At 44.5% G+C, this 19,108-nt stretch carries 21 protein-coding genes; 12 read left to right on the top strand and 9 right to left on the bottom strand.

Annotated features, from left to right (window positions below; genetic code table 11):
• The first annotated feature begins 13 nt into the window (after positions 1-13).
• Entirely contained in the window at positions 14-751 is a 738-nt protein-coding gene (locus MHB63_04480; GenBank protein ID MEK3805849.1) for an amino acid ABC transporter ATP-binding protein, read from the top strand.
• Between the two features lie 18 nt (positions 752-769).
• Here MHB63_04480 and MHB63_04475 read toward each other — a convergent pair whose 3' ends face one another.
• A complete protein-coding gene (locus MHB63_04475) occupies positions 770-907 on the bottom strand; it encodes a hypothetical protein (protein ID MEK3805848.1) in 138 nt (45 codons plus the stop codon).
• A gap of 354 nt (positions 908-1,261) precedes the next feature.
• Positions 1,262-1,468, bottom strand: a complete 207-nt coding sequence (locus MHB63_04470) for an alpha/beta-type small acid-soluble spore protein (GenBank protein ID MEK3805847.1) — start codon at positions 1,466-1,468, stop codon at positions 1,262-1,264.
• A 258-nt stretch (positions 1,469-1,726) separates the two neighbouring features.
• On the opposite strand from MHB63_04470, the gene MHB63_04465 reads away from it, so the two are divergent.
• Complete coding sequence (locus MHB63_04465; protein MEK3805846.1) at positions 1,727-1,975, top strand: hypothetical protein; 249 nt, start codon at positions 1,727-1,729, stop codon at positions 1,973-1,975.
• Positions 1,976-2,185: 210 nt separating this feature from the next.
• Here MHB63_04465 and ugpC read toward each other — a convergent pair whose 3' ends face one another.
• From ugpC to MHB63_04430, 7 genes are all read right to left on the bottom strand, one after another.
• Positions 2,186-3,298: a sn-glycerol-3-phosphate ABC transporter ATP-binding protein UgpC gene (gene ugpC / locus MHB63_04460; GenBank protein MEK3805845.1), complete on the bottom strand. Its 1,113-nt coding sequence runs from the start codon at positions 3,296-3,298 to the stop codon at positions 2,186-2,188.
• Positions 3,299-3,422: 124 nt separating this feature from the next.
• A complete protein-coding gene (locus MHB63_04455) occupies positions 3,423-4,307 on the bottom strand; it encodes a helix-turn-helix domain-containing protein (GenBank protein MEK3805844.1) in 885 nt (294 codons plus the stop codon).
• Positions 4,308-4,379: 72 nt separating this feature from the next.
• Positions 4,380-4,559, bottom strand: coding sequence for a hypothetical protein (locus MHB63_04450; protein MEK3805843.1), 180 nt, complete (start codon positions 4,557-4,559; stop codon positions 4,380-4,382).
• 44 nt (positions 4,560-4,603) lie between these two features.
• Positions 4,604-4,816, bottom strand: coding sequence for a YheE family protein (locus MHB63_04445; GenBank protein MEK3805842.1), 213 nt, complete (start codon positions 4,814-4,816; stop codon positions 4,604-4,606).
• 22 nt (positions 4,817-4,838) lie between these two features.
• The gene (locus MHB63_04440) at positions 4,839-5,888 is read right to left on the bottom strand and encodes a YheC/YheD family protein (GenBank protein ID MEK3805841.1); all 1,050 of its coding nucleotides are present in this window, start codon (positions 5,886-5,888) and stop codon (positions 4,839-4,841) included.
• Entirely contained in the window at positions 5,885-7,240 is a 1,356-nt protein-coding gene (locus MHB63_04435; GenBank protein ID MEK3805840.1) for a YheC/YheD family protein, read from the bottom strand. The genes MHB63_04440 and MHB63_04435 overlap by 4 nt, the downstream gene beginning before the upstream one ends.
• Complete coding sequence (locus tag MHB63_04430) at positions 7,237-8,622, bottom strand: YheC/YheD family protein (protein ID MEK3805839.1); 1,386 nt, start codon at positions 8,620-8,622, stop codon at positions 7,237-7,239. Before MHB63_04430 ends, MHB63_04435 begins: the two co-directional genes overlap by 4 nt.
• Before the next feature lie 119 nt (positions 8,623-8,741).
• On the opposite strand from MHB63_04430, the gene MHB63_04425 reads away from it, so the two are divergent.
• The 10 genes from MHB63_04425 (at position 8,742) to MHB63_04380 (ending at position 19,068) form a co-directional block, all read left to right on the top strand.
• Complete coding sequence (locus MHB63_04425; GenBank protein MEK3805838.1) at positions 8,742-9,878, top strand: DUF445 family protein; 1,137 nt, start codon at positions 8,742-8,744, stop codon at positions 9,876-9,878.
• 89 nt (positions 9,879-9,967) lie between these two features.
• Positions 9,968-10,321 carry a YlbF family regulator gene (locus tag MHB63_04420; GenBank protein MEK3805837.1) on the top strand — a complete coding sequence of 118 codons (354 nt, stop codon included), beginning with the start codon at positions 9,968-9,970 and terminating at the stop codon, positions 10,319-10,321.
• A 961-nt stretch (positions 10,322-11,282) separates the two neighbouring features.
• The gene (locus MHB63_04415) at positions 11,283-12,149 is read left to right on the top strand and encodes a Cof-type HAD-IIB family hydrolase (protein ID MEK3805836.1); all 867 of its coding nucleotides are present in this window, start codon (positions 11,283-11,285) and stop codon (positions 12,147-12,149) included.
• 600 nt (positions 12,150-12,749) lie between these two features.
• Positions 12,750-13,292, top strand: coding sequence for a CPBP family intramembrane glutamic endopeptidase (locus MHB63_04410; protein ID MEK3805835.1), 543 nt, complete (start codon positions 12,750-12,752; stop codon positions 13,290-13,292).
• A 136-nt stretch (positions 13,293-13,428) separates the two neighbouring features.
• The gene (locus tag MHB63_04405) at positions 13,429-14,352 is read left to right on the top strand and encodes an FkbM family methyltransferase (protein MEK3805834.1); all 924 of its coding nucleotides are present in this window, start codon (positions 13,429-13,431) and stop codon (positions 14,350-14,352) included.
• 157 nt (positions 14,353-14,509) lie between these two features.
• Entirely contained in the window at positions 14,510-14,989 is a 480-nt protein-coding gene (locus MHB63_04400; GenBank protein MEK3805833.1) for a hypothetical protein, read from the top strand.
• A gap of 74 nt (positions 14,990-15,063) precedes the next feature.
• Positions 15,064-15,792 carry a Cof-type HAD-IIB family hydrolase gene (locus tag MHB63_04395; protein ID MEK3805832.1) on the top strand — a complete coding sequence of 243 codons (729 nt, stop codon included), beginning with the start codon at positions 15,064-15,066 and terminating at the stop codon, positions 15,790-15,792.
• A 154-nt stretch (positions 15,793-15,946) separates the two neighbouring features.
• Complete coding sequence (locus MHB63_04390) at positions 15,947-17,443, top strand: coproporphyrinogen III oxidase (protein ID MEK3805831.1); 1,497 nt, start codon at positions 15,947-15,949, stop codon at positions 17,441-17,443.
• Between the two features lie 345 nt (positions 17,444-17,788).
• Positions 17,789-18,277, top strand: coding sequence for a hypothetical protein (locus MHB63_04385; protein ID MEK3805830.1), 489 nt, complete (start codon positions 17,789-17,791; stop codon positions 18,275-18,277).
• A 251-nt stretch (positions 18,278-18,528) separates the two neighbouring features.
• Positions 18,529-19,068, top strand: a complete 540-nt coding sequence (locus tag MHB63_04380; GenBank protein MEK3805829.1) for a GNAT family protein — start codon at positions 18,529-18,531, stop codon at positions 19,066-19,068.
• Positions 19,069-19,108 lie beyond the last annotated feature (40 nt).

Genomic DNA, 19,108 nt, shown 5'->3' with positions numbered 1-19,108 from the left:
AAGGAGAATACGCATGATCTCAATTAAAGAGCTGCACAAAAGCTTTGGTGAACTGGACGTTTTAAAAGGAATCAATCTTGATATTCCAAAAGGGAAAGTAGTCGTTGTCATCGGTCCTTCAGGTTCGGGCAAAACAACGTTTTTGCGGTGTTTGAACGTGCTTGAGATGCCGAATAAAGGCAGGATTACGCTTGATCAGCAAACACTTGATTTTACTAAGCCTGTCCCTAAGAAAACCATTACACAATTCAGAAGCAATACAGGAATGGTTTTTCAAAACTATAATCTGTTTCCTCATAAAACAGCCCTGGAAAATGTCATTGAAGGGCCAGTGATTGTTAAGAAAACAGACAAAGAAACAGCGAGAAACAAAGCGAAGGTCCTGCTTGAGAAAGTCGGCCTGGGAGACAAAATGGATTTCTATCCGTTTCAGCTCTCAGGCGGCCAGCAGCAGCGTGTAGGCATTGCAAGAGCTCTTGCGATGGAACCTAAGGTTATGCTGTTTGATGAACCAACCTCTGCGCTTGATCCGGAATTAGTAGGTGAAGTACTGAAAGTAATGAAGGATCTCGCAACTGATGGAATGACAATGGTTGTCGTAACGCATGAAATGAGATTTGCAAAAGAAGCAGCTGATGAAGTGATCTTCATGGACGGGGGAGTCATTGTCGAACAGGGCACACCGGAAGCCTTGTTCAACTCGCCAAAAGAAGAACGGACGAAAAAATTCCTCAGAAAGCTTGAAGAGTAGGCGGAAAGCCTGCTCTTTTTATTTTGCCTGCTTTATCAGCTCTTTTTTTTCCTGTTCAAAATAATACACCCGGGGCATGTTAAGATGGACAACCATCTCATGCGCAAGACTTACACAAACGAAAGTGACCGCTTTCCAATCAATCGCTTCGAGCATGGAGCATTCTCCTCATGGACGTTTTCTCTATATATATGGAAGCAGGAACTTGTTTGATACTAGCGGGAAGAAACTACTTTGGATTATAGGGAGAATGATGAAGGTTCTTTTTATGAACAGCTCTGCTTTGAGTAAATACAATCAGAAATTTAGTGGACTGCAGCGGAAGGCACTTGACTCCTGCGGGATGAAGAGGGCGCTGGAGACCCCGCAAGCGCAGCGAGGAGGCTCCAGGCACTCCCCGCGGAAAGCAAGTGACTGGAGCGAAAGGGAACGGGTAAACCTTCAAAATTAACAAAGAAGACCCCAGCAGAATGCCGGGGGTCCTTTAAGCCATGTTATGCAGTTGTGTTATTAGAATTTGCCGCCCATGTTAGATTGAGCGTAAGAAACTAAACGCTTAGTGATTTCGCCGCCAACAGAACCGTTAGCACGAGCTGTTGTTTCTGGTCCAAGGTTAACTCCGAACTCAGAAGCGATTTCGTACTTCATTTGATCGATTGCTTGTTGTGCACCAGGTACAACTAGTTGGTTTGAAGAATTGCTGCGTGATTGTGCCATGTAATAACACTCCTTGATGTAGTATAGTTTTTTTTGGGTTCTCTGGAGTTGCACCAGTGCATGAGGTTCATGGCCGTCTCGGCTAACCCACTATGTGAGTTGGCAGCGGGTTGTTCGTTGCTGTTACTAGGTATTATGGGTAGAATGAGCGGTATTATGCACGAACCTAAAATGGTAAATATTATGGAAAATTGCATGTTACATAAAGTAGAAGAAAGTAAGGGAAGATAGAAAAAAACTCGTCCGCAGGTGATCAGAATGAATATGTGTCCGCTATGCAATGGATTCAGCGATGAAGCAGGCGCTGCAAGCTGTCCAAACTGCCAGACTGTTATGATTGATCATGGGAAAATGACAGATTACCTTGATGAATACAGTGCGTATATGGAGATTGATACAATGAAGCTGTTTGACGGAGTGCGGGAATCACTTGAAGCACACCGCTGTGTGCATTTGTTTTCATGTATGAACTGTTTGCATGAAGAGGCAAGGGAGATTCAGGAATAAGTCTGCATAAAAAAACTGCCTGAGCTGTCTCAGGCAGTTTTTGCGTTTCCGCTTTTCTTATTTCTCAAAAATAAGTAAGTTTAGCGCTTCGATGTCTAGCTCCACCATCCAGCTCCTCTGCCAGAACAAAATCCCCCAATAAGTCAAAACCGGACTTTTTGGGGGATTTCTTTTCTGTTTACCTGCGCTAAATGGACGCTTCCGCTTTTCTTATTTCTCGCTCGCAGGACGAATGCGCGCTTCTGAATCTTTATCGAAGAAGTGAGCTTTGTTCATATCAAGCGCAAGCTCAATGATTTGGTCAGGTGCTACATCTGTGCGTGAATCAACGCGTGCGATGAAGTCCTGTCCGTCAATTTTTGAATAAAGCATTGTTTCTGCACCCATAAGCTCAGAAACTTCAATTTTAGCCTGGATTTTTGATCCTGCAGATGAATCGATGAATACCGGCTCATCGTGAATATCCTCAGGACGCACACCCATGATCAGTTCTTTTCCTACATAGCCCTGTTCGCGGAGGTATTTCATTTTTCCTTCTGGAACAGCGATGGATTGAGTGCCGATTGCAAACTTTCCGTCAGTCAGCTGGCCTGTAAAGAAGTTCATGGAAGGTGATCCGATGAATCCTCCAACGAAGAGGTTCTCAGGCTTTTCATATACTTCTTTAGGAGCTCCGACCTGCTGGATGATGCCGTCTTTCATGACGACAAGACGTGTTGCCATTGTCATGGCTTCTGTCTGGTCATGCGTTACATAGATTGTAGTCGTTTGCAGACGGTGGTGAAGCTTTGAAATTTCAGCACGCATTTGAACGCGCAGTTTAGCATCAAGGTTTGAAAGCGGCTCATCCATTAAGAATACTTTAGCGTCGCGGACGATTGCGCGTCCAAGTGCAACACGCTGGCGCTGACCGCCTGAAAGTGCTTTTGGTTTGCGGTCTAAGTACTGATCAAGGCCAAGAATGCGGGAAGCATCTTTAACTCGGCGGTCGATCTCGTCTTTAGGGAATTTACGGAGTTTCAGTCCGAATGCCATGTTGTCGTATACAGACATATGCGGGTATAGCGCGTAGTTCTGGAATACCATTGCGATGTCGCGGTCTTTAGGAGCAACATCGTTCATGCGTTTTCCGTCGATTGAGAAGTCTCCGTTTGAAATTTCTTCAAGTCCTGCAATCATGCGAAGAGTTGTTGATTTACCGCAGCCTGACGGACCTACGAATACGATAAATTCTTTATCCTGAATATGAAGGTTGAAATCTTCAACCGCTGTTACTTTGTTGTCATATACTTTGTAAATGTGGTCTAATTTAAGCTCAGCCATGTGAATCCTCCTCTGAAGTGAAAGCGTTTTATTTATAGATTCAGTGTAAGCCATTTCAGAGGATAAGCCTATGGACAGGTTGCACAAAAAAATGTAAGGGTTTTCGTGCAACGTGTACAGAGAGTCAATCAGCCATTTGTTCGATGTACTTCATCATGAGGGAAACTGCTGCTGCTTCATGAAAATGCTTCACATCAAGCCCTGTTTTTTCAATGAACTTATCAATCCGGTACTGCACGCTGTTTCTGTGCATGTACAGTTTTTTTGCAGTAAGCGAGACATTCAGGTTGCATTCAAAGTACACCTTGAGTGTCTGGACAAGCTCTGTGTCTGTCAGTGATTCTGTCAGGAATTCCGAGAAGAGCTGGTCAGATACACTGCCGTTTAAAAAGAAAACGGGAAGAGCTTCTGAGAAGGTGATGCATTGTTTGATCCTGAAGGACTGACAGATCTCTTCAAAGCCTGTCTGTTCAGTTCGAATTCTCTCTTTTACCCCGGCATCCAGTTTGTTAAGCTGTCCGATGCAGACGTAAAGCTCGATGAAAAAGTCACTTGTGAACGAATCAATCCACTGGTCGATGCTTTCTTTATCAATAACGGGCTCGGGATGATCTTCAAAGATGATGCCCTTGTGCTGGCTGATCCAAAGAATAACAGAAGATGGAATCGATCCCTGCATCGCTTCTTCAAAGCTCTGCCTGTCAGAAACAGGCTGCCTGCTGAAAAAATAATAGCATCTGACTGCATCTGCAGAGGGGGAAAAAGGGGGTCCGCCGTCCCCGTACAAATAGTGAAGCCACTTGAGAGAGCGCTCGCTGTGCTCACCAAGACCAGGGTCATAGGGTGTATAAAGAGTTGCAAGCAGATTTTCTTCTTCTTCAGTTACAGCTTCGCTTAATATGCCGAAAACCTGTCCTTCATCTGTTTTATACCACTTGTAGCCTTTCTTTTCATGCGAAAAGGCAAGAGAAAAGGCATCTTTATAATGGGCTGCTAATTTTTCAATCATAGGCTGTCTCCTTTCTCTGCCGGTTAAAGGGTTCTGTCCTTATTATATAAAAAAGAGAGAGCAGGCGATAGCCTAGCTCTCTCTTTTTGCCGGCGGCTCCTCCGGTTCGAGGTCGCGGGCTTCTTCAATATTTGCGGAGTGATATCTGCTGTGGACAGAACCTCCTGACAAACCTTCGTTGATCATCCGGTCGATATCCAGATAGGCTTTGTCCCGGCCCTCATACTCCGTATCTTTCAGTTCCTCTTTCATGGCTTCGCCTCCTTTTTCCCTATTGTGCGGAGGGAAAGCGGAAATTAACCGTCATAGACATGAAAGAGCATGAGTTCATGAATCTGAGACCTTATCGCCTCTTCATCTTCTGCTGCGGGTGAAGCCTTTTCCCATTCAATTTCGCCGTTTTTATGATAGATCGCATCATAACGGATGCCTTTAAAATAAAAAGAAACCCTCCATCCAGGCAAATTTGCCTGTTTGAAAAGAGGCTTCCATTGGAAGTGTGTAATCATCAGCCATCGCCCCCTTGTACATTTATCTTAATGGAAGTCGGGGAGATTGGAAAGCGGTTCCTTTACTGAGTTCAAAAAAGAGCGAAAGAATCCGGCTCAGCCGTTTTTTCTGAATAGAAGCTTCATCAAAGGACATCGGTTTGCTGTTCAGTTCAAAGATGACCGGACCTTTCTCTGTCAGACCGATATCTGCAGAAAATTCCGCGATCAGCCCGAAGCTTCTGGAAAGCTCGTATCCCGCTGTGCTCAAGATGGCCTGCAAGTGATCCAGATCAGCCTTTTCCCTGACAGATTCAAATGGAAGGAGAGTTCCTCCATATTTTACATGCGTTGTCGGATGGGCTGGGCCGCCTGCAGCACGAACGCCAATGCCGGTTATCGTAAACTCCCCGCGGCTTAAATGAACAAGTGCCCTTAAATCGTATTTTCTGCCCAGGACGGTGTCTGTATGGGCTTCTTCCTGAATCAGATACCCATTTAAAAAGGGACGGCAGGCAGTCCTTAAATCCTTATAGCAGGTGTCAGATCCGTCAGCTGACGTGAGCTTGAACCCGGCTGATGCTTTGCGAATCCGAAAAATCCCCTGGCCATGGCTGCTGTCCACCGGCTTTAAGTAGGCGGACGGACAGTCGTTCATAAACATCAGAATGTCATTATGGGACGTCACTTTGTGTGTTCGCGGGAGGGATGTATTCAGTTTCTGCTTCAAAAGACAATAGACATCCCATTTATTGAAAAAAAACGGGTTGAAGAACGGAATTTTTTCAGCTTTCATCCGTGTCATAAACAGACGATATCCAGTCGTCTCCTCTGCTGCACGGTCCGGCAGCCTGTTGTAGATGACAAGCGGCAAAGGCAGCTCGACTTTTGCCCATTGCTGATGCCTGCGGCTGTAGACAAAGCCGCTGACTCCAGATTCATGAAAAGAGCTCAATGTCACCACACAGCATAATTCCCCGGCTTTTTGCACTTCATACTGCAGGCTTTTGAAAAAGGTGCCGTCTCCATGAAAGACCGCACCGTCTATTCCTTCTCCTGCAAGAATACCGACAAGCGGCCGCCGCGCTGTCATGTAAATAAAGTCTCCGGCTCGACGATTGCCTTCCTCGTCAAATACTTCGCGTATTGAAGCGACAGCTCAGTTGACATCCTGTCTGCTTCTCTGAGGTCAGGATGTGAAAAGATTGATCTTCCGGGCTTTGAATTTGCTTCAAACAGCCAGACCGCACCGTCAGTATCGATGCCAAGGTCAAAACCGATTTCTCCTATGTGTCCGATGGTGCCTTTGTCAATCTCCTCACTTAAAAGAAGTGCCGCTTTCTTAAGTGACCGAAAGGCATAGTTCCGTTCAGCCTCAGTCTGGAAAAGCTCATGGAGCGTCTTGACTGCCCCTCCGTTTTCAAGATGAGTTGTGGCACTTCCTCTGCCTGCTACTTTGGCTGCGATGGCTGTTACTTGAAAACGGCCGCTGCCGTCTTTGTTGGTGTGGACACGAAAGTCCATTTTCTGCTTGCCTGACTTCAGCAGTTTTATGCGCTGCTGGATGACATACTCATCAGGATTCCGATCACCGAAGGAATGGGTAAAAAAGGCATCAAGAGACTGGTACTTCCTCAAAATGTTCCTGTCAGTGCCGGAGCGGTACCTGCTGTAGTACTCCTTTTTTTCCGGTTCATAAATAAGCTGAAAGATGCCGCGGCCGAGACTGCCGTTTTTCGGCTTTAAAAAAACACTGCCGCAGCGGACAAGCATAGTGTGAATGTCTGACACGTCCGCACCTTGCAAAGTTTCAGGCAAATAGGCTGATGCCTCAGGACTCGCAAGCAGGAGCTGATGGATGTTCCATTTGTCAAAAAAACCGGGATTAAACCAGGGAATCCCATATTCTACACTCAAACGTCTTTTGATCTCCTGTATGGCCTGGTGGTCTTCAATCTGCCTGTTCGGCAGCCGGTCATACACCACATTCGGCAGAGGAAGCGTTGTCCGCCTCCATCCATCGTCATCAAAGACACAGGCGCTGACTGTACCCGAAAGCCAGTCAATGGAGTGACTGCCAAAAACATACGCTGCCACGCCTGCAGCCCTTTGAGCAGTCAGAAATTTCGCAAACAGAAGAGACCGGCTTCCAATGGGCCTCAGGATGGAATCCGTAAAACCAGCTGTGAAAATACCGACAAGAGGTCCAAAATAAACAGATTCACCGTGTACAAAAACCTGTGTTTTCTGAAGGGGAAGATGAAGGTGATCAAACAAATCCTTTGACAGTCTGATTTCATGTTTATCATGAAAATCAACCGTGCAGCCGCGTACGAAAGAACCAAAAACGACCTGGCTGATTTCGCCTGCTGCTTCATGTTTGAAAGAAGACGGGAGGGTCAGCATCAAGGAGTCAGTAAAGCTCAGGCTGATCGGGTAACTCATAAAACACCTCCGGATTCATCTTTTTCTCTCCCGGTTTGGCAAAGGAAAAGGGAGTAATCAATAATGGCGCGGGCCGACGGTCTCGGACCGGCTGCCGTCCTGTCATCCTGATGTTTAGAAGGTTTCGTGTTCACTTCAATAATCCAGGGACGACCTGCCAAATCCACGGCAAGATCAATGCCGAATTCACCGAACAGCCCGCCCGCATACATGCTGAGTGCTTTTGACATTTCAATGGACAGTTCATTTATCAGCTTGCGGATGTGAAATGCGTCTTCTGCAGCAAATGACTCTTCAAGTATTCGTTTAATCGGGTGCTGTGACCCTCCCCTTGCAAGGTTGGCCACGAATTGATTTTCAGCAGAAACACGGGCAACCGCCGAAGTCACAGCCCACTCCGCCATGTTCCGTTTATGGCACAGAATCCTGAAATCAAGCGGTCTGTCCTGAAAGGTCAACAGGCTTATGCCTTCCTGAATGATAAAAGCTTCCTCTTTTATTCTCGGATAAAGGCTCCTGAAAAGCTCATCTGCCGATACGTAATGCCTGAGCAGGTGGCCTGAGAAGGTCGAATAATCAAGCTCATAGCCGTCATCCGTCTGTGAAATCCGGAAGATCCTTCTGCCCAGGCTGCCGCTTGCAGGCTTTAAAAAAACGACGGGGAAGAGCCTCACCATCATCTCAAAGATCCCCTTTGAAGCAAGCAGTTCTGTTCTTGGCAGATGCGGCGCGAGTGCTCCGGCCTGACTTAGAATCTGATGGACTTCCCATTTGTTTAAAAACCGGTCATTGAAATAAGGAATTCTTTCCCGGATGAAATGAGAAGACATCTCCATAAAAGCTTCCGACTGCTCAAGCGCGCGGGAGTGAAGGCGGTTGTGAACAGCATCGGGGAAAGGAACTGTGCTTTCCAGCCATTTGTCCTGAAAAAGCGTATACCCGCGCATTTTGGATTTTTCATAGCCTGAAAGATCAAACACATAAAAAAGGACACCTTTCTCAAGGCTGCAGGAAGCAAGCTCCCTGCAAAAGCCATCCATTTTTCCAAGTGACTGAGGCAGTCCTGCTTTTTCACATTCTGTCAGCACCGCAATCACAGGTCCAAGCTTGACGGTTTTCACTCTCCGGTCATACGTCATGCTGACAGCAAATGGGTGCATCGGCAGGGCAAGTTCATTCAAAAGCTCCGGATGGATGGAGACGAGGGAATGTTCTTCCCTTATACTTACGAACTGTGCAAAAAGACTATTCCTCCCGCACATCACCCGGACTCTTGCGCCGGCAGGAATGTTCAGCGCTTCGCGTAAAGACCGGCTGATATAAATGCATCTGCCCGGAAGTTCCTTGCGTGCGGCCTTAATCTGAATTTTTTCGGTCACCATACAGAACCCTCATTTGCTCACTTTTCTAACAAGCTCTATAATATTCCTATAGGCAGAAGCTGATAGAAGCATCTTATGAAAAATTACTCAAACGGTGAGATTTTGGAAGGTAGATGAAGATGACAGCATTAATGACAATCGTATTCATGGTCGTGATTGGAGCGGCGATCGGCGGGGTAACAAATCATCTCGCCATCAAAATGCTATTTAAGCCGCATGAAGCAAAGTATCTATTCGGGAAAAAGGTTCCGTTTACTCCGGGTCTGATTCCTAAACGGCGTGATGAACTGGCAGATCAAATGGGGAAAATGGTTGTGGGGCACCTCCTCACTCCGGACGGCATCAAGCGGAAGCTTGCCAATGAAGAGTTTCATCAGACACTGACATTATGGACAGCCAAAGAAGCGGAAAAACTGATTTCAAGCAGCAAAACCGTGACGGAGTTTGCAGCAGATTTTGGCATAAAGGACCTGGATGACAAGGCAGAAAGATGGCTTAAGGATCTGCTGGGTAAAAAAATAGCAGAAAAAACAGCTCATTATAAAGATCTTTCCATCAAAGAAGCTCTCCCGGAAACACTTCTTGAGAAAATTCAGCAGTCTATTCCGCAGGCCGCAGATTTTATCCTGAAAAAAGGCAGTGACTATTTCCAGAGCGATGAAGGAAAACAGCGCCTGAGACGGATGATTGATGATTTTCTGGCAGAAAGGGGCATGCTCGGCGGCATGGTCCAGATGTTCCTCGGAAACACAAGTGTATTTGACAAAGTGCAGCCGGAAGTTCTGAAATTTCTCCGCAACGGGGAAACAAAGCGGCTGATTACATCTGTCCTCGAAAAAGAATGGGCAAACATACAGAATCTGAATGTTGGCGAAGCTGCGGAAAAATTCAGGCTCGAAGATCTTGCTGATGCTGCACAAGAAGCCATCCTCAAAGAAATCGGCATCAAAGAGCGGCTGAACGCACCGGTTTCACAGTATTTAATGCCTTACTCTGAATGGATACAGGAGGACCTGATTCCAAAAATGACGGCAAAAGCCGTTGATTATCTGCATAACAACCTGGATCACATGCTTGGACAGATGCACCTTCACGATATTGTCAAAGAACAGGTTCAATCTTTTTCAGTTTCACGGCTTGAAGAAATGGTGCTTGGCATCTCAAGACGCGAATTTACGATGATCACGTATCTGGGCGCACTGCTTGGAGGTCTCATCGGGGCACTTCAGGGGATAATCGTCCTGCTGATGAACTAGCGGAATGGGCACGAAATGAAATTCCGGGAATAGTCTGTTATAGTGGTAGGAGCCTGCGTAAAAGGCGAAAAGATGTTAGGAGGACAATTATGTCTGCAAATGTATATGATTTAGGCTACAGCCTTGAGAAAGCACTTCGCGAAAGCGATGATTTTAAAACATTAAAAAACCTTTATGATGAAGTGAACTCAGACAGCTCGGCACGCACGCTGTTTGAAAGCTTCAGAGACGTTCAGCTGAACCTTCAGCAAAAGCAAATGTCCGGCCAGGAAATCACACAGGATGAAATTGAACAGGCGCAAAAATCCGTTGCTCTCGTTCAGCAGCACGACAAAATCTCTAAGCTCATGGAAGCAGAACAGCGCATGAGCATGACAATTGCAGAACTCAACAAAATCATCATGAAGCCGCTTGAAGAGCTTTATGGGAGTCTTGAGCAGTAATAAAAAGAAGATGTGACTTACGTATATAAGTCATTGCAAAAACCGAACTAGCTATAATTAGTTCGGTTTTTTTTACGTGAAAGGACCTTTCTAAGAGGAGCTACCCTTTTTCATGTTGAGCATGTGATATTTTATCAATCAGATCCTCGTTAGTGGCGCCAATCCTTGTAGTGCTGCCACTTTTTTTGGAGAGGGATCCTGGTTAGTGGCATTACTCGCTGTAGTGCTGCCACTTTTTTTGGAGAGGGATCCTGGTTAGTGGCATCACTCGCTGTAGTGCTGCCACTTTTAACGGAGAAGGATCCCCAATAGTGGCGTCATTCGCTGTAGTGCTGCCACTTTTAACGGAGAAGGATACCCAATAGTGGTGTCATTCGCTGTAGTGCTGCCACTTTTGCCGGAGAAGGATCCTCGTTAGTGGCGCCACTCCCCTGGGTGCTGCCACTTTTGCCGGAGAAGGATCCTCGTTAGTGGCGCCACTCCCCGGAGAACTGCCACTTTTGTCGGAAAAGGACCCTCATTAGTAGCGCCATTCCGTAATAATGCTGCCATCCCCCATCGACGCTTTAAAATTCGACTTTTCGAAATAAAAGAACTATTTAACCGCTTACATTTTTTCGCGAAAAGCTCTTGTCAAAACGGAAAAAACTTGTAATAATAAATGTAAGCGTTTTTATTATACCTATTCTTTGGTCTGCGGTTATGGGGATGACCTGCAGTGCCGTTTTGCGTTCAGATCCTGCGGGTAACAGGACCTGAAACAATGGGAGAAAATCAAATATCGGGGTTTTAACTTATAGAACAGCTCTGAGGCACATGCTTCAGAGCTGTTTGCGTTTGTTCAATTACATGGCTCTTTCCTTTTCTGTTAAGGCATATCTGCTTTTCTATCGTTCTATTTCAGTTCAAAAGGACATATTCCTATATTAGAAATCAGACATCAGCTGAAGGGGGATTCACTGTGATCTACCGACTACTGGCATTAAATATTGACGGAACCCTGCTCCGTTCAAACGGCCGTCTTGAACCTTCAACAAGGGAAGCGGTCCAATATGTGCAAAACAAGGGAGTTTATGTGACTCTCGTGACAAGCCGTCATTTTCAGATGGCAAAAAAACTTGCAAAGGCACTGAAGATAAATAATTTGCTGGTCACTCACAGCGGTGCGTTTGTTTCTGATAAAGTGGACAGATCGCTGTATGAAAACAGGATCTCAGAGGAAAAGACATTTAACCTCGTTCAGGTGCTGGAAACGTTCGACTGCAACGTGCGCATCGTGCACGAACGGTTTTCGCTTGGCAACCGGAAAAAGGTATCTTCTTCTATTTTGGGGAAAACGCTGCTGAGTCCAAAAGATCCGCTTTTTTATCCTGTTCAATTCGTCGAATCGCTTGGGGAAAATTTAAGAGATGAACCGCTCGCTGCACCTAAGCTTGATGTTTATTTCTCTGAGGCAGAGTCATGCCTTGAGGCAGAGAATCTTCTTGCCAATGCGTTTGAAGGTATTACAGTAAGAGTGAAGAACCCTTCCATGCTTGAGATAACAGCAAAAGGAGTTTCAAAGGAAAATGGTTTAAGGCTGATCGGCCAGCATCTCGGCATTGCACAGGAGGAAATGGTTGCAATCGGTGATGCAGAGGACGATATGAACATGATTGAGCTCGCAGGTTTGGGTGTGGCAATGGGAAATGCTCCTCATGCCGTTAAAAAAGCAGCGGACTGGATAACAAGAAGCAACGATGACCAGGGAGTTGCCTACATGGTCAAAGAGCATTTCAGAAAACAGCACCGCATTGAATTTTTGGATAAACTGAAGGTGGACCGCTAGTACCGGGGAATAAAGAATCATACCCAGTTTTGGCCAGATATTTTGGAAGCATCACTTAAATTTCATATAAAAATATACAAAGAACCCGTGAATACATGCATTCACGGGTTCTTTTTCTGCGGAAAAAAGGTGTTTTTGAACATATTGGTTATAAAGGGACAACAGGTTTTTCCATTTGTGTTATGATATGAAAGACAAAGTTTGGAAAAAAAGCATGTTATGAAAGGTAATGTTATGTTCAACTCCATGAAAATCCGTTCCTTCTTACTTTCAGGACTTGTGTTCTGCATCCTTCTATTAACAGGATATTGTTTGATCCTGGGTGTGCCTAAAGAAGATGATTCCTTATTTTACGTTATCTTTTCTTATGGGTTATTAGGTGTTTTTCCGCTTCTATGGTTTACTTTTCAATTCCAAAAACAGAAGTACAGCCTTTCTGCTGTCTTTTACATGAGAGGGTTAAAGAAGCAATTACCGCTTATTCCGGGATTGGTCTTTCTTTTGATTGTTTTTTCTCTAGGGGCATATTGGTTAACAAATTACACAATGTCTTTTATCTTTCCAAATATGGTAGAAGAGATGTTAAGTGAGGAGGTTCCGGTGCCCTCGAACACCTTTTATTATCTATTGCTGGGGATAAATATTTGTCTGGCAGGCCCGATTGCTGAGGAGTTTATATTCAGAGGGTTGCTGTTAAAGCGTTTAGCCGAGAAAACAAATCTATTGGCAAGTGCTGTGATAACAAATGTACTGTTCGGCCTCTTTCATTCTGACATAATCGGGGGAGTCATGTTCGGGTTTATCGTCACGCTGCTCTACCTTAAAACAGACAATATTCTCGTTCCTGTGGCGGCTCATATCCTGAATAACTCAACCTTAATGGCTTTATCTATTTTTTCACCTGATTCACCTGAATTCACGATGATCCTGACTGTTGATGATTTACATACTAAGATGGTGCCTAATTTAGTCATTCTGGTGGTTTCTGCGGTCATGCTGGTTTTCTATATCAGCAAAAATATAAATGTTTTGACGAAAGAAAATATGGTGAGGCCGACAGAAAGCGATTCAATTTTACGGAACCATGTCATTTCAGTTGCATCAACGAATGTTTTGCCGTCATCAAAAAATACGCATAAATAGTGAAAGGTCCTTTTATAAGGATCTTTTTTATTTTTCAAAAAGCATTTGTAAATTCTATGTTAATCTGTATCCCTTTTGAAAGGATTTTTATAGATTAATAAGAAATACGTAAGAATGCTGAAAAAGGAGGCTCATCATGATAAACAAAGCAGCAGTCCGCAAGCCGTTTCTGATGAAAATGTGGGAGCATTACCCGAAGCTCTGGAAAGGGCTGATTGATGCAGGGATCCTGCTGAAATACAAAACACTTGATATCAGGAAGCTTCCTGACAAAGTCGTAATGCCCTCGTCGAACGTCCTGTACGTTGACGCAAAGGAAAACCGGGGGAGGGCCCTGCTGATCAGCGGCGGCGTCACGCAAAAAAGACTTCTGTCTTTCTGGGAAAACGCCGTAAGAATCCTGCAGCCGGATACCGTCATAGACATTGGCGTCAACTACGGAGAATGCATCTTTTCTGTTCCTTATCCAAAGCATGCCAAGATTTTCGGGATAGAAGCAAACCGCAATTTGCTTACATATATCCAAAAATCAAGGGATGCGCATCCTAATTCAGCGCAGATCAGGATCATTCATGCGTTTGCATCTGATAAAGACGGGGAGGAAAAGGAATTTTTCGTTGATAACCACTGGTCTGGAACTTCTTCTGCTTCTTATAAACCGTCCCACAGTATGATTGACCAGGTCTCAGTAAAGGCCATCACAGTTGATTCGCTGTTTAAAAATGACTTGAAGGACCAGACGGTTCTCTTCAAAATTGACGTGGAAGGGTACGAAGCGTTTGTTCTGAAAGGAATGAAGCGTCTTTTTGAACAAAGCCGGTGTGTTCTCGGGTTTATTGAGTTCAACAGTGAATACTTTGGAAAATCAGGAGTGGACGTGAAGGAGTTTTTCACATATTTGAACCGGTATTTTACAATCTACGTCTATCAGGATAACGATACTTTAGTAAAAATGAAAAATCTCACAATCGATGACTTGTACAGCATGTTTGATTCCCGGTATGTTCATACAGATCTATTGCTTGCAACCAATGAAGAGCTGGCAGATTCCCTTGTTTGAAAGAGGGGGCTGCATACAGCTCTTTTCATTTTTTGAGAAGGGATTTCGCGTTATGTTTAGAAATAATAAAGTACCATTATTTTTATTTTTTTAAAGCTTGAGTCTCTCGGTCAATTACATCGTTTTGAATGACTAACTAAAGAAAGAAGGGAAAGAGATGAAAGGGGATTTCTTTTCAAACTATGAAAAGTTTATTATTGTGCCGCTGGAAGATCAAAATGCTAAGCAGGAATTCACTCCTTCCGACTATCCGTCTCATTATATCCTGACCCTGTCGCTCTATGATGCGCTTATTGAAAACTGGAATGAAGCTGCTAAATTCGAAATAGACATAAAAGCCGGTCTTGAGAAGGTATTGGAGGAGTTTAACAGGAAGCATGGCGATCATTATCATTTGCAGGTGCTTGAGCTCGATTCTGAGAAACCGTACTTTGTTCTCGCTTTTTCAAGCAAATTGAAAATCGAGAGCGAAGAAGCAGACAGCAGAATCGCCTATGTGCTTGAAATTCTATTATCCAATCATCTTTATGTGGGCCAAAGCTGGTACAGGCTGATCGGTGACAAAGGAAGGATCAAGCGCCAGCTGTTCAGCTACTCGTTTAAAGAATACTATGTCATGGAATCTGCCGGCGTATAGGACCATTCTTTTGGTGAATCCTCATGGACATGATATTATGTAGTGAGCTGAAAAGGTATAGGAGGATTCACAAAATGGATATAAAATTAATTGCACTCGACATGGACGGCACCCTTCTGAATGAGAAAAAAGAAATTTCAGAAGCGAACCGCAGCGCTATAAAAGCGGCAGAAGAAAAAGGGCTGCACGTCGTGATCAGCACAGGAAGAAGCATGGCGACACTAAGAGACCTTGCTAAATCTCTGAGTCTGAAATCATACCTTGTTACTGTAAACGGAAGCGAAATCTGGGATGAGCACGGTGAACTTGTTCACAGAAGCATTGTGGAAAACGACGCAATCACTTGGATGTATGATCTTTCCAAAACACACAAAACCGGATACTGGGCAACAAGCACAGAGCGGGTTTTCTTTAATGAGATGCCGGAAGATCTGACTGCCTATCAATGGCTGAAGTTCGGCTTTGAGATTGAAGACGACAAAGCCCGCGAGACCATCCTGAAAGAGCTTCAGGACAGAGGAGAGTTTGAGATCACCAATTCAAGCCTGACAAATCTCGAGGTCAACACGATGGGTGTCAACAAAGCGCGCGGCATTGAAAAAGTGTGCGGCCTTCTCGGCATCACATTGGAAAATGTCATGGCGTGCGGAGACAGCATGAATGACATGGCCATGATTAAAGAAGCAGGACTCGGTATCGCCATGGGCAATGCACAGGATACTGTCAAAGAGGCTGCCGACTGGGTAACACTGTCGAATGATGAAGACGGAGTCGCTGAAGCGATTAAAAAATATGTGCTTTAAAAATGAACAGACGGTTTAGCGGCCGTCTGTTTTTTCTTTATTAAGGATCGGATCTGCTCAAGGCGCTTGCGCTTTTGTTAATAAAATTGACCGCACGCTCTATGTTTTGTACACTAAAAGAAGTTTTGAATCCAATAAAGATAAGGTGAGAGTCTTGCGTTTTTATATAAATGGCATAGAAGATGAACGTCTTCACCGGCCGCTGCAGTTAATATCAAACTTGTTTTATGAAGAAACCGAGCTGTTCTTTAATGAGGAAGAAGCGGATATCCGGATTGCCTACGAAGTGGAACTGAAAAACGGAAGCGTTTCTGTAAAAGGCGTGCTTTCCGGCCAAAACGGATACAACGGGGAAGCCCGGCATGAAAAAGAATTATCCGGACAGCTTACGGAAAAAGAAATTTTTAAACAAATCAAGCATACCCTCGTTTTTGTGCATCTGAATCTTCTTCAGGATTACACAGGAATCATTCAGCAATGGGGAATTCTGACTGGGATCAGGCCGACGAAGCTGCTTCACAAAAAGCTGCGCGAAGGCATGTCCAAAGAAGAAGCACACCGCACGCTGAAAGAAGAGTATTTAATATCGGATGAAAAGATCGCGCTCATGCAGAGGATTGTCGACAGACAGCTGAGTGTTGTCCCGGACCTTTACGACTTATCCAGGGAAGTCAGCATCTACATCGGCATTCCGTTCTGCCCGACGAAATGTGCCTACTGTACGTTTCCTGCCTACGCCATCAATGGAAGACAGGGTTCTGTTGATTCCTTCCTTGGCGGACTGCACTACGAGATCCGCGAAATGGGCAGATGGCTGAAAGAAAAAGGCATTAAAATAACGACGGTTTATTACGGAGGCGGCACTCCGACAAGTATTACCGCAGAAGAAATGGACATGCTCTATGAAGAAATGTACGCGGCATTCCCCGGTGTCGAAAACATTCGGGAACTGACTGTGGAAGCAGGCCGTCCGGATACGATAACAGAAGAAAAGCTGGATGTGCTCAACAAATGGAAGATCAGCCGCATCAGCATCAATCCCCAGTCCTACATTGATGAAACGCTGAAAGCGATCGGGCGCCATCATACCGTTCAGGAAACCATCGATAAGTTCCATTTAGCAAGAAAAATGGGCATGGACAATATCAACATGGATCTGATTATCGGACTTCCGGGTGAAGGAGTGGAGGAATTTGATTATACTCTTTCAGAAACAGAAAAGCTGATGCCCGAATCACTGACGGTTCACACGCTTTCGTTTAAACGGGCATCAGAAATGACGCGCAACAAACAAAGGTATAAAGTGGCAGACCGCGGAGAAATCGAAGAAATGATGAACCGCGCTGTGCAGTGGACAGATGCTCACGGCTATACGCCATATTACTTGTACCGCCAGAAAAATATCCTGGGCAACCTCGAAAACGTCGGATATGCGCTCGAAGGCCAGGACAGCATCTACAACATCATGATCATGGAAGAACAGCAGACCATTATCGGAATCGGCTGCGGTGCTGCGAGCAAATTCATCCACCCTGAAACAGGAAAAATCACGCAATTTGCAAATCCGAAAGACCCGAAGTCATACAATGACAGCTTCAAGCATTATACAGAAGAAAAAATCAGGCTTCTTGAAGAAATGTTTCAGGCGTAAAGCTTTCCCTTTTTAGGGGGAGCTTTTTTCATTTTGATGATAGGATAGCTGTTTTATGATGCTTCAAGAAGGTATAACAAAAGTGGACTGAAGCGGAGAAAACTTGACTCCTGCGGGATGAAGAGGGCACTGAAGATCCCGCAAGCGCAGCGAGGAAGCTTCAGGCACTCCCCGCGGAAAGCAAGTTTTCGGAGCGGAAGGGAACGGTTATCAGCTTCAAAATGGCATTACAAAAACAGCTTTTCCGAACAAAAAAGGTACAGGATCCTCAAAATTTTCTGCTCATCCTCCTAACATCAGACATCTCCTGCCTGAATAGCTTTAAGGAGTGAGAGGAGGCAGGAGATGATTAAACGATTGGGCGGATGTCTGCTGTTTTTTGCGTTTCTGCTTGCCGGCTGTTCAGCTGATCCTGTTCAGGAAGAATTGCTGGCGTATGTAAATGATGTGCTTCCTGAGGTCACCGAAAAAGAAGTGGCTGCCATTACAGCCTATGACAGTGTGTCAGGAGACAATTACACAAGTGATGATGTCATGTATTCCGTGATGGTGGATGAAGTATCACCTGTTTACAATTCCTTCATTGCCGACCTTGAAGAAGTAGAAATTGAATCAAAAGAGCTGAAAGAGCTTCATGAGCACTATATTGAAGCAGCCAACATTCAGCATGCAGGATTTATCCTGATCATCGCGGGCCTTGAACAGCAGGATCGCGGCAAAATCATTGAAGCAAACGAAAAACTTGCAGCTGCACGGAAAATGCTCAGAGAATACACCGCAGACCTCGAGGCACTTGCTGAAAAACATGATGTTACGCTTGAGGAAGAGTATTAAAGAAAGCCCCGTGTGTTTTTAACGGGTTCGGTCCAGAGATGCTAAACAGAAAATCGCCATGTAATCCGCACACCATTTAACAGTTCAAATGGTGTGCTTTTTCACTTATATAATTAAAACAGGATATTGGACAATTGTGATAAAATGGAAATATCAGTTATTCAGTTAAAGGGCAGTTTAATGGAATAAGCCGAGACTTTTTTAATTGAGTTTTCGTGTTATTATGAAAGGTTATTTAGGGGGATAGATAAATGAAGACCGCACAGCTGCCTATAGTTCAATTAAGAGAATTAACACTTGAAGACGCGGAAGACCGCTATCAATGGTGTTTAGATAAAGAAGTGACGAGACATTTAAATATGCCAGAGAAGTATCCGCCTTTTAGCAAGGTAGAAACACAGAGTTGGATAGAAATGTGTATCAACAAAACAAATGGTTATGAACAAAAAGCCATTGTAACTGAAGATGGGAAACATATTGGTTGGATTGATTTAAAAAACATTGATAAGATGAATAGACACGCGGAATTAGGAATTGCAATAGGAAATAAATTATATTGGGGTAAAGGTTTTGGGCTTGCTGCAATGAAGGAAATGCTTGTATTGGGATTTGGTGAATTAGGTTTAAACAAGATTTGGTTAAGAGTCGAAGTAGATAATGAAAAAGCAATCAAATCTTATAAACGTATGGGCTATGTTGAAGAAGGTGTTTTAAGACAAGACCGATTAAGAAACGGTAAGTTTGTTGACCGCTTAAGAATGAGTATCCTTAAACAGGATTTCTTCAAGTAACGAAGGCGATTGCAGCAAAGTGGATCGTCTTTTCTTATTG

It is taken from the genome of Bacillus sp. FSL H8-0547 (assembly GCA_038002745.1).
Lineage (GTDB): Bacteria > Bacillota > Bacilli > Bacillales > Bacillaceae > Bacillus_P.
Note: the sequence above shows the minus strand (reverse complement) of the source record. Positions and strands in the feature narration are given on the sequence as shown.

What these genes read in the sequence shown, in the direction of transcription:
- MHB63_04470 (MEK3805847.1), bottom strand. Translation starts at nt 1,468, where the DNA reads ATGGCACAATCACGCAGCAATTCTTCAAACCAACTAGTTGTACCTGGT.
- MHB63_04480 (MEK3805849.1), top strand. Translation starts at nt 14, where the DNA reads ATGATCTCAATTAAAGAGCTGCACAAAAGCTTTGGTGAACTGGACGTT.
- MHB63_04440 (MEK3805841.1), bottom strand. Translation starts at nt 5,888, where the DNA reads ATGACAGCGCGGCGGCCGCTTGTCGGTATTCTTGCAGGAGAAGGAATA.
- MHB63_04455 (MEK3805844.1), bottom strand. Translation starts at nt 4,307, where the DNA reads ATGATTGAAAAATTAGCAGCCCATTATAAAGATGCCTTTTCTCTTGCC.
- MHB63_04405 (MEK3805834.1), top strand. Translation starts at nt 13,429, where the DNA reads ATGATAAACAAAGCAGCAGTCCGCAAGCCGTTTCTGATGAAAATGTGG.
- MHB63_04435 (MEK3805840.1), bottom strand. Translation starts at nt 7,240, where the DNA reads ATGAGTTACCCGATCAGCCTGAGCTTTACTGACTCCTTGATGCTGACC.
- MHB63_04475 (MEK3805848.1), bottom strand. Translation starts at nt 907, where the DNA reads ATGCTCGAAGCGATTGATTGGAAAGCGGTCACTTTCGTTTGTGTAAGT.
- MHB63_04425 (MEK3805838.1), top strand. Translation starts at nt 8,742, where the DNA reads ATGACAGCATTAATGACAATCGTATTCATGGTCGTGATTGGAGCGGCG.
- MHB63_04385 (MEK3805830.1), top strand. Translation starts at nt 17,789, where the DNA reads ATGATTAAACGATTGGGCGGATGTCTGCTGTTTTTTGCGTTTCTGCTT.
- MHB63_04400 (MEK3805833.1), top strand. Translation starts at nt 14,510, where the DNA reads ATGAAAGGGGATTTCTTTTCAAACTATGAAAAGTTTATTATTGTGCCG.
- MHB63_04445 (MEK3805842.1), bottom strand. Translation starts at nt 4,816, where the DNA reads ATGATTACACACTTCCAATGGAAGCCTCTTTTCAAACAGGCAAATTTG.
- MHB63_04420 (MEK3805837.1), top strand. Translation starts at nt 9,968, where the DNA reads ATGTCTGCAAATGTATATGATTTAGGCTACAGCCTTGAGAAAGCACTT.
- MHB63_04465 (MEK3805846.1), top strand. Translation starts at nt 1,727, where the DNA reads ATGAATATGTGTCCGCTATGCAATGGATTCAGCGATGAAGCAGGCGCT.
- MHB63_04430 (MEK3805839.1), bottom strand. Translation starts at nt 8,622, where the DNA reads ATGGTGACCGAAAAAATTCAGATTAAGGCCGCACGCAAGGAACTTCCG.
- MHB63_04380 (MEK3805829.1), top strand. Translation starts at nt 18,529, where the DNA reads ATGAAGACCGCACAGCTGCCTATAGTTCAATTAAGAGAATTAACACTT.
- MHB63_04395 (MEK3805832.1), top strand. Translation starts at nt 15,064, where the DNA reads ATGGATATAAAATTAATTGCACTCGACATGGACGGCACCCTTCTGAAT.
- MHB63_04450 (MEK3805843.1), bottom strand. Translation starts at nt 4,559, where the DNA reads ATGAAAGAGGAACTGAAAGATACGGAGTATGAGGGCCGGGACAAAGCC.
- ugpC (MEK3805845.1), bottom strand. Translation starts at nt 3,298, where the DNA reads ATGGCTGAGCTTAAATTAGACCACATTTACAAAGTATATGACAACAAA.